The 13,925-nt window shown below is 72.3% G+C and carries 10 protein-coding genes; 2 read left to right on the top strand and 8 right to left on the bottom strand.

The features are described from left to right. Nucleotides 1–24: 24 nt before the first annotated feature. Both OG710_RS14485 and OG710_RS14490 read right to left on the bottom strand, forming a co-directional pair. On the bottom strand, nucleotides 25–936 hold the full coding sequence (locus OG710_RS14485; RefSeq protein ID WP_330239702.1) for a glycosyltransferase family 2 protein: 912 nt from the start codon (nucleotides 934–936) through the stop codon (nucleotides 25–27). 426 nt (nucleotides 937–1,362) lie between these two features. Beyond that, nucleotides 1,363–4,632, bottom strand: coding sequence for an AfsR/SARP family transcriptional regulator (locus OG710_RS14490; RefSeq protein ID WP_330239703.1), 3,270 nt, complete (start codon nucleotides 4,630–4,632; stop codon nucleotides 1,363–1,365). A gap of 179 nt (nucleotides 4,633–4,811) precedes the next feature. Between OG710_RS14490 and OG710_RS14495 the strand changes: the two genes are divergently transcribed. Next, on the top strand, nucleotides 4,812–6,926 hold the full coding sequence (locus OG710_RS14495; protein ID WP_330239704.1) for a tetratricopeptide repeat protein: 2,115 nt from the start codon (nucleotides 4,812–4,814) through the stop codon (nucleotides 6,924–6,926). Nucleotides 6,927–6,991: 65 nt separating this feature from the next. Here the strand turns inward: OG710_RS14495 and OG710_RS14500 are convergent, their stop codons facing one another. From OG710_RS14500 to OG710_RS14510, 3 genes are all read right to left on the bottom strand, one after another. Continuing rightward, on the bottom strand, nucleotides 6,992–7,552 hold the full coding sequence (locus OG710_RS14500; RefSeq protein WP_330239705.1) for a hypothetical protein: 561 nt from the start codon (nucleotides 7,550–7,552) through the stop codon (nucleotides 6,992–6,994). Next, nucleotides 7,549–8,712 (bottom strand): hypothetical protein, encoded by a 1,164-nt coding sequence (locus OG710_RS14505; protein ID WP_330242254.1) that lies wholly within the window; start codon nucleotides 8,710–8,712, stop codon nucleotides 7,549–7,551. Before OG710_RS14505 ends, OG710_RS14500 begins: the two co-directional genes overlap by 4 nt. Before the next feature lie 338 nt (nucleotides 8,713–9,050). Further along, nucleotides 9,051–9,476, bottom strand: a complete 426-nt coding sequence (locus OG710_RS14510; protein ID WP_330239706.1) for a hypothetical protein — start codon at nucleotides 9,474–9,476, stop codon at nucleotides 9,051–9,053. A gap of 162 nt (nucleotides 9,477–9,638) precedes the next feature. On the opposite strand from OG710_RS14510, the gene OG710_RS14515 reads away from it, so the two are divergent. Then, entirely contained in the window at nucleotides 9,639–10,958 is a 1,320-nt protein-coding gene (locus OG710_RS14515) for an outer membrane protein assembly factor BamB family protein (protein ID WP_330239707.1), read from the top strand. A gap of 62 nt (nucleotides 10,959–11,020) precedes the next feature. On the opposite strand, the gene OG710_RS14520 is transcribed toward OG710_RS14515, so the two are convergent. The 3 genes from OG710_RS14520 to OG710_RS14530 form a co-directional block, all read right to left on the bottom strand. After that, on the bottom strand, nucleotides 11,021–11,974 hold the full coding sequence (locus OG710_RS14520) for a hypothetical protein (protein WP_330239708.1): 954 nt from the start codon (nucleotides 11,972–11,974) through the stop codon (nucleotides 11,021–11,023). After that, nucleotides 11,971–13,137 carry a protein phosphatase 2C domain-containing protein gene (locus OG710_RS14525; protein WP_330239709.1) on the bottom strand — a complete coding sequence of 389 codons (1,167 nt, stop codon included), beginning with the start codon at nucleotides 13,135–13,137 and terminating at the stop codon, nucleotides 11,971–11,973. Before OG710_RS14525 ends, OG710_RS14520 begins: the two co-directional genes overlap by 4 nt. Nucleotides 13,138–13,223: 86 nt before the next feature. After that, nucleotides 13,224–13,898, bottom strand: a complete 675-nt coding sequence (locus OG710_RS14530) for a vWA domain-containing protein (RefSeq protein WP_330239710.1) — start codon at nucleotides 13,896–13,898, stop codon at nucleotides 13,224–13,226. Between the last annotated feature and the right edge of the window lie 27 nt (nucleotides 13,899–13,925).

A 13,925-nucleotide genomic window follows, 5' to 3' on the forward strand; every position in this document is an offset into this window, starting at 1 on the left:
AGCGCTGCGCCGTCCCCGGCCGCCCTACAGAATCGGCGGCCGCCCCAGCCGAGTCATGCGCCACACGGTCCCCCACCGCATCGGCGCCCGCCGGCCGGGCGAGGTCCGAAGCCCCTCGGCGAACCCGCCCCACCAGGCGCGCAGCCCGGTGAGCGAGCGCATCCGCAGCATGGCCAGGGCGATCCACACGCCGAGGTAGACCGGGATCAGCGCGGCCGGAAGCCGCCTGCGGGCGAGCCAGACCCGGTTGCGGGCGGTGAACCGGTAGTAGACGGCGTGCCGGGCGGGCGAAGTCCTCGGGTGCTGGAGGACGAGCGTCGGCACGTAGCGGATCTCCCAGCCCCCGTCGAGCGCCCGCCACGCGAGGTCGGACTCCTCGTGGCCGAAGAAGAACTCGGCGGGCCACAAACCGATCTGCCGGAGCATCGGTACGGAGAGGGCGTGGCCGCCCCCGAGGAACGCCGTCACCGGGCCGCCGCGCATCGGATCGCCCGCCCGCAGCCTCGGCACCCAGCGCCGCTCCGTGTGCCCGTGCTCGTCGGCGACCCGGAAGCCGATGACCCCCAGGGCCTGATCGGCCGCGAACAGCCGCCCGATCTCGCGGAACACATCCGTCGCGACGAGCAGCCCGTCATCGTCCAACTCCACGACGACGTCCACGTCGTCGCCGTCGCACAACATCCGGAGCCCGACGTTGCGCCCGCCGGGGCAGCCCAGGTTCTCCGCGAGCGGCACCTTGGTCACGGCCGTCGCGCCGGGGACACCGGCCGCGTCCAGGACATCGGTCGGCACGTCGTCGAGCGAGGTGGCGTTGCCCACCAGGACCACGCGCGCGGCCGGGACGTCCTGCTTCGCGACGGACACGAGCAGCGCCTCCAGCTCCTGGGGGCGCGTCCCCATGGTCACGATGACGACCCCGATACGCGGCACGGTCACGGCGGCTCACTCCCCTGATCGACAGGGCCCCGATGGTAGGTCCTGGCGGACCGTCACAAGTCGCGTCGCCGGAACGACGGCGCTCCGCAACTCTCTGGGACGGCATGCCTTCCCCGGCGCGGCGAACCCGCCCATGCGCGCATGGGCGGGGGCCGGGTACACAGGAGTCACTACAGGCTGTGCGGGCTGATCAGGATCATGATGCAGCCGTAGTTCAGGTTCATCGCCCATGGCGCGAGGGCAGCCACGCAGAGAATTCCTGTGACCGCCTTGAGGGTGCGCAACTTAGTTCGGTCCTTCCTCCGGAAGATCATTGGGGAGGAGGGAATCTAGCACCGAGGTCGGACAATCGAACCGCGTTTTCGATATGCATGGGAACGCGAATTCGATATTTATGACGGTGGCATATGCCAACGTCATATTGAGTTATTCAACCCCCTCGGAAGGGGGCTCGTTCAACGTTTCTTCGGCGATTTCCCGATGGTTGTCGTCCGCCGCCCGCAGTACCTTCGCGAGCAGTGTGCGAGCGGCGGTCTCCTCCGCGATGTCGTCCGTCCGGGTGGCGACGGCCACCGCCGCCCGGAGCCGGTCCGCCGCGTCGGTCAGCCGGCCGGCGGCGAAGTCCGCGCGCCCGAGCCGCCGCAGCGCCTGGACCTCGTGGTGAGCTGCTCCGATGTTCTGGGCGATCTTCAGCGCCTCCAGGAGCCGGCGACCGGATTCGTCGACCCGGCCCAGCCGCCAGTGCGCCTCGCCGATGCCGACGAGGGTCTCCGCCTGGCTCTTCCGGTCGCCCAGTGCGGCGAATTCCGTGAGCGCTTCACCGAACATGAGGAGCGCGGTTTCCGAGTCGCCGGATTCCATCACGGTCTCGGCGAGATTGCGCCGTACCGTCGTACGGTCATACCGATTGCCCCCGGCTTCCAGAAGGGTGAGGGATTCCTCGAATGAGCGGCGGGCCGCCGCCACGTCACCTGCCTGCATCTGTAATTCACCGATGTTGTTCAGCGTCTTCGCGGAAGCGGTTCTGTCGTCGGCGTTACGGAAGCCTTCGAGCGCCTTGAGGAAATGACGAAGGGCGCGTTCACGCTCCCCCAGGAACAGCATGGTGACGGCGATATTGTTCCGGCTGCGGGCCTGCTCCCACGTATCGCCCGTCCGTGACACGAGGGCGAAGGACTTCTGGAGCAGGACGAGCGCCTTCCGGTTCTCGCCGAGGTGCCAGTTCAGCGAGCCGAGCACACGCAGCGCCGCTGCCTCGGCGGGCCTGTCGCGCAGGGTGCGGGCCAGATCCAGGGCCCGTTCCCCGGCCTCAGTGGCCTCCTCGTAGTCCCCGACGCTCGCGTCCGCCGCGCACAGGTCGATCAGGGCGTGGCAGAGCGCGGACGCGTCGCCGTCCGGCCGGTCCCAGACGGCGACGGCGTGCCCGAGCAGCTTGCGGGCGTCGTGCCAGTGGCACTCCGTCTGGAGGAACCCGGCCAGTACGCAGGCGAGTCGGGCGGCCTGCCCGGCGGCCCCGTTGCGACGGGCGTACTCCTCGACGGCCAGCAGATTGCCGCGCTCCGAGGCGAGCCAGGACCGCGCGGCGGCGGCGTCCCGCAGGAGCGGGCGCGGCTCCGGCCGGGCGGGCGCCGGCGCGGCCGGCCGTACGCGGCGCGGGTAGGCCGCCCGGTCGGCGAGGTCGGCCGTGGCGACGTAGAAGTCCGTCAGCCGCTCCAGCGCACGGCGGCGCTCCTCCTCGCCGTCCGCCGATTCGCTCAGCGAGCAGGCGTACTCCCGGAGCAGGTCGTGGTAGCGGTAGCGGTCCGGCACGGGCTCCCGCAGCAGATGGCAGGCCACCAGCCCTTCGAGCAGCCGCTCCGTCGTGTCGTACGGCAGATCCAGCAGCGCGGCCGCCGCCGGAGTGGTGAACTCCGGCCCCGGATGCAGCCCGAGGCGGCGGAACGCCGTCCGCTGCTGCGCCGTGAGCCCCCGGTACGACAGGGCGAACGCGCGGGCCATCTCCTGCTCCTGATCCGCGCTGTGGATCTCCGCGAGCCGTTCGGGGCTCCGGGCGAGCCGCTCGGCGAGGACGCCCAGGGTCCAGGACGTGCGGGCGCGGAAGCGGTGCGCCACCAGCTCGATCGCGAGCGGCAGCAGGCCGCACATGCGCACGATGCGCGCGATCTGCCCGGTGTCGCGCGTCCGCGCCTCCCCGGCGAAGCGGCGGAACAGCTCGATGGCGTCCGCCTCCGGCAGCACGTCGAGCGCGACGGACAGCGCCTGCGGTATCCCGGTCAGATGCCGGCGGCTGGTGACGATCGTCAGACAGGACTCACCGCTCGGCAGGAGCGGGCGGACCTGCGCCGGGCCGGTCGCGTCGTCCAGGACGATGACCGCACGGCGCCCGGCCAGCATGGTCCGCCACAGCGCGGTACGTCCTTCCAGCTCCACCGGAATGGAGAAGGCGGGCGCGCCGAGCAGCCGGAGCAGGGTGGCCAGCGCCGCCCTCGCGGTGAGCGGGTCCTCGGCGGGGGAGTGGCCACGCAGATCGATGTACAGCTGCCCGTCCGGGTAGGCGTCGGCGAGCAGTTGGGCGGTGGCGACGGCCAGGGCGGTCTTGCCGACCCCGGCCATGCCGCTGACCGCCTCCACGGTGACGACGGAATCGCCCCGCGCCACCCGGTCGGCGATCATCGACGTCAGCGCCCGCAACTCCGACCGCCGGCCGACGAGGGGCGGCTGCTGGGGCAGGTTGCGGCGCGGCGGTACGAGGGGTGCCGATGCGGCGGACCCGGCCGCGGTGGCCGGTTCGGCCGCCACCGGCTCGACTGGTTCGGTCGGCGTGGCTTCCTCGTCCGCACCAGATACTTCAGTCGCCCCGGCAGTCTCGGCCGTTTCGGCCGCCCCGGGCGCGGGAAGCACCGTGGCCGACGACCCCCCAGTACGTCTCGTACCGCCACTGTGCGGCAGCTCATGCGCCGGCCTGCGTTCCAGCACCCCTTGATGGATGAGGTTCAACTCCGCGCCCGGCAGCGCCCCGTACTCCGCCATCAACGACTGCCTGGCGCGCTGGTAGACGCGGAGCGCTTCCCCGTAACGGCCGCTGCCATGCAGGGACACCATCAGCAGCCCGATCAGGTTCTCGTCGTCGGGGTGCCGGTCGACCAGGGCCGTCAGCTCGCCGATCTGCTCGGCGAACCGGCCGAGCCGCAGCGCGGCCGCGATGCGCGCGGTGCTGGCGCTCAGCCGCGACTCCATCAGCGTCCGCCGCACGGTCGCCGCCCACAGGCCGGGCAGCCCCGCCAGCGCGTCGCCCTGCCACAACTCCTCGGCGCGCGTCAGCAGTTCCACCGTACGGGCGTCGTCCGTCCCGGCGAACGCCGCGTCGACGCACGTCTGGAAGCGCTGGCGGTCCACCGAGCCGCGCGGGGTGCGCAGGGTGTAGGTGTGCGCCCCGGTGTCGATGAACGGCGCGTCCGGGCCGGTCCCGGCCTTCCGTAAGTACCGGCGGATGCGCGAGACGTACGAGTGCGTGTTGTTCCGCGCGCGGGCGGGCGGATCACCGTCCCACAGCCGGTTCATCAACTCGTCGATGGCGAGCGGCCGCCCCACGTCGAGAGCGAACGCCGCCAGCAGCACCCGTTCCTTGTCCGACCCGAGCTTCAGCCAGTGCCCGTCCAGCCGCAGTCCTACCGGTCCCAGAACCTGGAATTCCACCAGCGCCCCCGCCGCTCCGATGGATGGTGCACGAGCATGACACCGGCCGCCGAATACCGCCATACAGCCTTCTCGGACTTGGCGCGATCCGTCGCGCTCCCGATGGTCATTCGAAGTCGCGCCGGGGTAGAACGCGAATACGGGCGGGCAGGCGTAATTGATCTCCGGGGGTGGGACGGATGAATGACGCGAACGCGGTCGCGCGAGATCCGCACAGGAATGAGATCAGCGGCGACACGACGTTGAACGGACCCACGATCCAGGCCCGTGAAGTGCACGGGGGCGTGCATTTCCACTCGGCGTCCACCGCTCCGGCCCGCCCCGCGCCACCCCGCCAACTCCTCCCCGTACCGGCTCACTTCACCAACCGGATCAGTGACCTCCAGGCCCTGGACGAGTTACGCGGCAGGGGCTCCGGACCGATCGTCGTCAGCGGGCGGGCCGGAATCGGGAAGACGACCCTGGTGTCCAAATGGCTGCGCTCGCTGGCCCCCGAGTTCCCCGACGGACAGCTGTACGCGGATCTGCGCGGCCACTCGGAGGGCGATCCGGTCGGCCCGGCGGAGGTGCTGGCCCAGTTCCTCCGCGCCCTGGGCGCCGGGGCACCGTCCACCGACGCGGCCGAACTCGCCCCGCTGTGGCGGTCGCTCACCGCCGACCGCCGGATCGCGGTCATGCTCGACAACGCGTTCACCGCCGCCCAGATCAGACCCCTGCTGGTCGCGGGGGCCGGCGGCCTCGTGGTCGTCACCAGCCGGCGCCGGCTGACCGGCCTGCGGATGCAGGGCGCCGGCTTCCACCAGCTCGACGCGCTCGGCCCGGACGACGGCGTCGAACTCCTCACCCGCGGCATCGGCGCCGAACGCGTCGCGGGCGAACTCGGCTCCGTACACAAGCTGGTGGACCTGTGCGGCGGACTGCCGCTCGCCGTCTGCCTGGCATCCGCGCGGCTCGCGACCCGGCCGCGCCAGTCGGTCGAGGCGTTCGTCGACGCGCTCGCACGGAACCCGGAGGGCGGCCGGCTGTCCGCCCTCGGAGTGGAAGGAGAGACCTCGGTGCGCAAGGCCCTGGACGCGTCGTACGCGGTGCTGAGTCCCGACTGTGCCCGCCTGTACCGCACGCTGGGCCTGCTGCCCGTGCGTACCTTCGACGCGATGATCGCGGCGGCCTCCTGCGGGGAGCCGCTGGACTGGGCGGAACGCGGCCTGGACGAACTGGTCGAGGCCAATCTCGTCGAGGACGCCGGTCCCGACAGCTGCCGCCTGCACGACCTCTTACGGATTCACGCCCACGACCGCGCCATGGAGGACGAGACGAGCGAATCCCGCGAGGAGGCGCTGAGACGATTCTGCGACTGGTGCCTGTACACCGCGACGGCCGCACAGCAGCGGCTGACCCCGGTCCAGTACACCCTCCCGAGAACGTACGCCCACCCGCCCGGCCTCCCGCTCCCCTTCGCCGACGACACCGGCGCGCTCGACTGGCTCGACACGTACCGCACCCAGCTCCTCGACGCGGTCGGGCTGGCCGCGGACAAGGGCTGGCACGACACGAGCTGGATGCTCGTGGACGCCATGTGGCCGCTCTTCCTGCGCCTGCGCCATTACGCGGACTGGATCGGGGCGCACCGGATCGGTCTGGAATCCGCCCGGCAGGCCGGAGACCGGACGGCGGAGCGCCAGATGCTCAACTCCGGCGCGATCGGCCTCAGCGCCGCCGGACAGACCCAGGAGGCCATCACCTGGTACGGCGAGTCCCTGCACGCCGCGCGTGAGGCCGGGGACGTCAGGGACGAGGGCCAGGCGCTCCTCGGCCTCGGCACCTGCCATCGCGCGGCCGGCCGGCCCGCCGACGCCGTGGAGCTCCTGAACCGGGCGATCACCGTGTGGGAGGGCTGCGGCTACCCGCGCGGCGCGGCCCTCGCCCGCATCATCCTCGGCGAGATCGCGCTGGCGGCGGACGACCCCCGTGAGGCCGCCGATCTCTTCGGCCGGGCGCACACCGCCCTGGTGGCGGTGGACGACCTCCATGACGCGGCGCGGGCCCTGGTCCTGCTCGGCCGCGCCCGCACGCGCGCCGGGGCGTACGCGGAGGGCTTGGCGATGATGAGGGATGCGCTGGCGGTCTTCACCGGGTCCGGCGCGGCCTTCTGGCAGGCCCGCGCCCTGGAGCTGCTGGGGGAGACGGCCGGGGAGCAGGGCGACGAGGCCGGCGCGCGGGAGCTGCTGGGACGGGCCCGCGCCCTGTTCGAGACGACGAGCCCGGCCGACGCGCGCCGACTTGGGGGCGGGTGACGTTGCGGCGTCACCGGGCCGGGGTGTGGACGAACCGCCCCGGCCCGGTGATGCCGCTGCGCTGATCAGGCGGGCGTCGCGGCGCGGGCGTACGGCCATTCCCGCAGCGTCCGCCCCGCCACCAGCCAGGCATGCACGCAGGACGGCAGCAGGGACGGCTCCCTCGGTGCTCCGGCCGCCGCACGCCCGTGATGCGGATCGTCCGGTACGAGCACCACGGACCGGTCGAACCCACTGGCGAGGGCCCAACCGCCGGCACCCCCGGCCAGCGGCACCGCGGCCAGTCCGCAGCCCGGATACGCCGCGAGGAGCCGGGCCAGCCGCCGCAGGCCCCCGGCCACCGAACACACCCGGCTGCCCTGGAGCACGTCCCCGCACCCCAGCAGCGAGGCGTCCCGGCAGGCGTCCACGTCGACGACCAGGTGCTCGTCGACGACCGATGCGACCGGTGCGATCGGCGAGGCCAATGCGACCGGTGCGGTCAGTGCGACCGGTGCGGTCAGTGCGACCGGTGCGCGATGGGCCGGTCGCACGGGCCCCAGGCGCACACTGAACGACGTACCGTCCCAGCGGGCGCACAGCACGTCGGGGAAGGGGTCCGCCTCGACCACGACCAGCCGCTTCACGCCAGCGCCTCCCCGCGCCCCGGCGCCCACGCGGCCGGCGGCAGGGGCTCCGGCAGCGGTACGGTCACCGGCTCGTGCGCGGGCTGGCCGATGCCCAGGAGCCCGTACATGAGCCGGCGCGTGTTCCGGTTGAACCGGCCCGGCTCGGAGGTGATGCGCGATCTGATCGGCGCGTACTCCTCCGTCCGGTACTCGCGGGACACATAGGCGAGTTGATCCACGAGCGGATGGGTGGGCGACAGCCGGGGAGCCAGGGCGGCGAGGGTCGCGGCCGGTGAGGCGGGGTTGATCTCGTGCTCCGGCGCGGCGGCCAGCAGGATCGGCGCCCCGGTGAGCGTGCCGTACAGCGTGACCGATCCGTGGTCGCCGATGATCCAGTCCGCCGCGATCAGCACGCTGCGCCAGTCCGCCTCCGGCGGCACGATCCCCATGCCCAGGTGCACGCACCGCGACAGCCACGACCGGACCTGATAGGCGCCGTGCCCGGCCCACACATTGGGGTGGACGAGCAGCGCCGTACGGTAGCGGGCCGCGGGTAACTCGCAGATGAGCCGCGGCAGCAGCGCGTCGAACCGGCCGAAGGAGGAATGGGCTCCCCAGGTCGAGACCGCGACGACGAGCTTCTGCCCCTCGGCGAGCCCGAGCGCCCTGCGGTACGCGGCCCGCAGCGGCAGGCTGGCCGTGATGCGGTCGTGCACCGGGTCACCGAGCACATGGGCCAGCGGAAGCGCCTCCGGGCAGGTGTGGGCGAGTTCGCGCAGCTCGTCGTGGTGCGGCACGCCCACGGCCGCGGGGAGCCTGCCGCCGGGTGACAGGTCCTGCCTGCGCAGCCCCGCCACGCCGGAGTTCGCCCCCTCGCTCACCCGCTTCAGATAGTTGGCCCCGTGCGGCAGGGTGATGAGCGGCGCGTTCACGTACTCCACGCCGCGCGGCCCGGCGGCCAGGGCGAGATCGAAGGTCATGCCCGTGGCCTGCTCCCACGGCAGCACCACGCTCCCGAGCCGGGCGAGGAAGGCGGGCACGCCGTCACCGAAGGCGTGCGGCGGCGCCGTGAAGAAGACCTGGAGCCGGAAGTCGGCCTCCAGCAGCGCCAGGACGTCGAGCAGGCGTTTCCCGTACGTCACGGTGTGGACCACCGCCAGCACCCGTTTCCGTCCCACCAGCGTCAGCCACTGCCGTGTCTCCGGCCCCCTCGCCTCGACGGCCTCCGGTTCGAACCGGCCCGCCGCAGCCGTACCCGCCGCAGCCGTGCCCGTTCCGGTCGTACCCGCCCCGCTCGTGCCCGTTCCGGTCGTGCTCAACGCCGACATGGCGTCCCCCATTGATTCTCCTCCGTGTGCCACGAACTGCCTGTGTCGCTGGGATGCCCGGCAGCTGGGACGGAACCCTGGCGGAAGCCTTGCCAGAACCTTGCGGCGTTCTGGCACGGACGCCCTCCGACAGGGCGCAGAGAGGTGAAAAGGGGGCGCGGAGAAGGGGCGTGCCCTGTGAGGCGTCGCTAGCGGTCCTCGTCGCGCTCGGCCAGGTTGAAGGTGATCTGCGAGAAGTCCCGGCCCTGGAGCAGGGGCGCGTTCTGCGTGCCTCCGCTGACGTTGTTGCTCACATCGCCGCCCGTACCGCTCCGCGCTTCCCGCCACCACGAGTCGAGCAGGGCGCGGAACTCGCCGTCCAGCGCGGCCCGTACACCGAGCGCCGTCGCGAGGGCCTGGGCGCGCAGCGGGTCGGCCGGATCGCGCTCCAGTTCCGCGAGTTCCCGCTCGCCGGAGCTGATCCCGGAGTCCGCGGCGGAGTCGCCGTCCTCGGGGGACGCGCGCCGGAACGGGCGTCTGACCAGCGCGGTGAGTCCCTGCCATGCCTGGCGGCCGGCGTCCCCGCCGACACTGCCGGCCATGGCCGTGAGAGCGGCTGCCGTGATCGCGTCCATACCGGTCTCCTCCGGTTCGCCCGCCTTCGGGCCCAGCGTAGGTCGGCGACGTACGGCCACGCAGGGGTTCCGCCGGGTTCGGTGCGGTGGCGGACACGTTGACCGGCCTTGCCCGTACGCTGACTTCGCCCGAATGTTCGGGCCAGGGGGGCAGGGGGCGGCATGACAACGCGTACGGGACAGGCATCGGGCCGGGAACGGGCAGGCCGGCGGAGAAGGGCACGCACCCGACTCCTCGCGACGGCCGCCGCGTTCCTCGTCGCCGCGACCACCGGCTGCTCCGCCTTCGGGGGCTCGCTGAGCGTCGTCTGGGAGGCCCCGGCCGACAACCTCGTCGAGGAACGGGGCAACGGCGCCTGGCTGGTCGGCGACACACTCGTCCGCAGCCGGTACGACAAGGTCACCGCCTTCGCCGCGGATACGGGGAAGGCACGCTGGGAGTACACCCCGCCCGGCCGGGAACGCGTCTGCGCGGTCAGCCGGAACGCGGTCGACTCCGTCGTACTGATCGCACGGGGCCGCAGCACGCCCGAGGGCTGCACCACCGTCGCCGCGCTCGACCTCACGACCGGCCGCGAGCGCTGGCACACCGCCCGCACGGCGGGCGGCCGACTCACCGAGACGCTCACCGGGATGGTCGCCGCGGGCGGCGGGCTGGCCGTCCTGCGGGACGCCGACGACGACTGGGCGATCGACATGCGGCCCGGCATCCCCGGTGCGAAGGCCCTGCGCGCCTTCGACCTGCGGACCGGCGCCAAGCGCTGGACGGCGGCCGTTCCCGAGGGCTGCGTGCCCGAGCAGGTCGAGGCCGGGAAGCGGCAGGTCGTCGCCGTCCTCGCCTGCGACCGCACGGAACTGAGCCTCGCCGCGTTCGCCCCGGACGACGGCCGGCTGCGCTGGACCGCGCCGCTCGGCAGTCGCGCGGTGCCCGCGCCGGACGGACAACTGGCCCTGGTCTCCGCCGAACCGGCGATGGTGCGGACCGCTACGAGGGAGCTCGCGCCGGGCGCCTTCCTGGCCTTCGACGAGGCCGGGAAGACCACGGCCCGGATCGACTTCAAGGGCGACTACGGCGACCTGCGGGCCCACGTACCGGCCCTCGTGTCCGTCCGGGACGGGCGCCTCTACGTCGGCGCCGAGGGCCTGTCCGGCAGGGCGCACCGGGGCCGCGTCGTCGCCTTCGACCTCAAGGACGGCCGCCGGCTCTGGCTGGAGAACGTGGCCGTCGCGGGCGGCCTGCGCGGCCTCGACGTGACCGGCGACCGGGTGACCGTCCTCTCCGACCAGGGCTCCCGCGAGGACGGCCACGAAGAGCTGCGGGTCCTCGACGCGGCCGACGGCGACGAGCGGGAGAAGATCGACACCGGCCTGGACATGATCCGCACGGACACCGAACTGGCAGCCCTGTTCACATACAAGGACCAACTCGTCACAGCCCGCCGCACCCCGGGCAGCCCGTTCACGATGTACACCCGCGACTGACCCCGGCCGAACGCCTGCGACCCGGAGGGAGCCGCCCTGCCGGCCGGGCGCCGACCCTGCTGTCAGGGGGCGGGCTTCCGCAGGGGGATCGGTTTCCGGTCCCGTACGACGTCGAACATCGAGCGGTCGACGGCGGGCCGCGGTCGCCGGGTGACGGCGTTCAGCTTGATCGTGCCGCGCTCGCTCAGCGCGATGCTCCACTCGCCGGGCTTGGGGCGGGTTCCGCGCGGGCCCTTCGCCTGGGCCAGGAGCGTGCGCACGGCGGCCTCACGCCGGTCGTCCAGGCAGCCTTCGACGAAGGAGAGCGATTCGTCCGGGCGGGCATAGGCGTCGCGGGTCAGAATCCGCGTCACCATCAGTGCCGTCTTGTAGGCGTCGGTGTCCACCGTCGCCTCGGTGGAGGGGGCGAGCGGGTCGTTCCAGTCGGGGGTGGCGGCCTGCGGCAGGACGGCGCCGCTGCCGGCGAGCCGGAAGCCGTCGCAGTCCAGGAAATACACCGCAGGGTTCGGGAAGAGCGCCCACAGGGCGTTGGCATGGGAGATGTCGCCCACCACCAGACCGGCCGCGTGGAACCAGGCGATGGCCTCGGCACAGGACCGGGCGAGATCCCGGCGCTGTTCGGGAGCAGGCTGCACGATCTGCCGCCAGCCGGGTTTCGCCGTCCTGAGCAGGAACTGCATTTCCTGCAACCGCCGGCTGCCGGCCCCGTTGACCCAGGTCATCCACTGCGGTGCCGCGTTCATCACGAATCCGACCGGCCGGCCCTGCTGAACCACCCGGCACAACGGCCATGCGGCGAGTTCGTCCAGCCGGGTCCGGTCGGAAGGGGGCAGCGACTGCCGGAAGTCCACCAGCCGGGCCAGCTCGGTGCCGTCCACCTCGGATGGGTTCTTGTACTCCTTGAGGAGGACCGCGTCGCCGTCCAGCGCGAACACGTCTCCCTGACCGCCGCTGCCCAGCCGTTGGCCGAGGACGAGCGAGGAGCGCTCGACGTCGCTGCCGTCAGCGGCCGTCACGGTGTTCCCTCCCACAGACAGATCGCGGTGCGGTCGTCGTCGTAGGACACCGCGCGCGTCTGCAGTTGCCACAGGAAGTCGGACATCGACGGGATCTCGCCGGAGCACCACGCGGCGGTCAGGATCTGCGCGAACTCCGGGTCCTTCTGCATCAGCGGATTGGTGATTCCGTCCGTGCCGAGCAGCAGCACATCACCGGGGGCGGTGCGGAACAGCCGGGCCTTGGCCGTGCGGTAGGCATGAGGGAGAGCCTCGGTGCGTGTGTCGAGAATTCCCCCGGCGCCCTCGTCGCCGGACAGCCACTGCCGTTGACGCAGCGAGATCAGACCGCCGTCCCCCACACCGAACAGGGCCCGGTCCCGGATGCCGGGGTCGGTGGGCACCAGCAGGACGTGGAGGGTGGTGGCGTAGTCGCTGTCCGAGTAGGTGAGGCGGTCACTGGCCGCCCGGCGCTCCCAGCTCGCGCGCTGCTTCGAGACCGCGCCGGCGAAGGACTTGTTGGCAAGGGCTCCGAGTTCGGCCAGGTCACCCGTACAGATCGCGGTGTGGATGCTCTCCGCGTCCTGGTGCAGGTAGGTGGCCGCCATCCGGGACAGCACGTACGAGCCACTGTGCGAGTAGGCGGCCGATCCCACGCCGTCCGCCACGGCGAGCAGCAGCATTTCCGCGTGCGGCGGGCCGATCCGGGTGACCAGCATCGAGTCCTGCCGGCAGGTGCCCTCCCAGTTGTGCGAGTCGCCCCGTACGGACGCCGCCCGCACGGTGAGGTGACCTTCGGTGCAGCCGTCGAGGAGCACATGAGGGTTGAACGCCGCGACCTCGTCACCGTCGTGAAGGGAAGGGGTGCGCAGAGGATGGGGCGGGTAGCGGGGAGGGCGCTTGCCGGTGTGCAGCGGGAGCCCGCGGCCCGACGCCGGCCGGCCGGGGCCGTCCGTGGACATCGCGCGGGACGCGTCGGCCGGGGCAGCCGGGGCAATCGCGTCGGCCGAGTCAGCCGGGGCAATCGCGTCGGCCGTTTCGACTGCTTCGACCGCCGGGGAAGCTGGCGCCTCGACGGGCCGCGGCACCTCGGGCGGCAGGGCGCGGGAGAGGTCCGAGGCCACGGACGGCTCCGGCTCCTGCTGCTCGGAGGGGCAGGGCAACTGCGACGTCCCATGGCTCATGGCCGAGCCGCCGACTGGGCCGCCGACCGGGCCGGGATCGGGATACGGGTGAGATCCGGCCGTCTCCGCGTGGTTCATCGAGCCGCTCACAGCTTGTCGAGGGAGAGAGTGGTGAAGCCCGGAATCGTCTCCTCCACCTGGAGGTCGAAGCCGTTGTTCCCCTGGGCGGCCATGCTCGTCGCCGACGTCACGATCGACTGGGTCAGGCTCTTGGCGAACTCGCGCAGCGCGGAGGCGGGGGTGACGGCGCTGTCGTTCTGCATGAAGCCGCGGAAGTTGGCGACGCGGGAGATGATCGCGGGATCGGCCTCGCTGATGCCGAACGCGATGATCTTCGGGGCGTAGCGGAACCTGGCCTTGTCCTCCAGATCCTCGAGGGCGCTCTCCCACCCGTCGTCCGTGGGCAGGCCGTCGGAGAGGAAGAACACCACCGGCCGGTACACCTCGTTCCCCTCCGCCTTCAGCGAGGTGACGTCCTTCTCGATGGCATCCCGAAGGACCCGGAAGGCGGAGCCGAAGGAGGTCATTCCTCCGGCGGACAGGGACGGCAGCGTCGTCAGCTCACTCAGGTCGGCCAGCGGCTGCAGAACGGCCGCGCTGTCCGAGAACCCGATCAGGGCGAACCGGGTCTTGTCCGCGACGGTGGGGTTCTCGCTGATCTCCTGGTGCAGTTCGGGCAGCGCCGCGTTGACGGTGTCTATGGCCTCACCGGACATCGACGCCGACTCGTCGCACACGAGGTAGAAGGGAAGGATCTGCATGGACGCTCCAATGAGGTTGGCAGGACG

It is taken from the genome of Streptomyces sp. NBC_00525 (assembly GCF_036346595.1).
Classification (GTDB): domain Bacteria; phylum Actinomycetota; class Actinomycetes; order Streptomycetales; family Streptomycetaceae; genus Streptomyces.

Bases quoted from the DNA above. Each gene is read 5' to 3' on its own strand.
- OG710_RS14525 (WP_330239709.1), bottom strand. From the start codon at position 13,137: ATGAGCCATGGGACGTCGCAGTTGCCCTGCCCCTCCGAGCAGCAGGAG.
- OG710_RS14510 (WP_330239706.1), bottom strand. From the start codon at position 9,476: ATGGACGCGATCACGGCAGCCGCTCTCACGGCCATGGCCGGCAGTGTC.
- OG710_RS14495 (WP_330239704.1), top strand. From the start codon at position 4,812: ATGAATGACGCGAACGCGGTCGCGCGAGATCCGCACAGGAATGAGATC.
- OG710_RS14530 (WP_330239710.1), bottom strand. From the start codon at position 13,898: ATGCAGATCCTTCCCTTCTACCTCGTGTGCGACGAGTCGGCGTCGATG.
- OG710_RS14515 (WP_330239707.1), top strand. From the start codon at position 9,639: ATGACAACGCGTACGGGACAGGCATCGGGCCGGGAACGGGCAGGCCGG.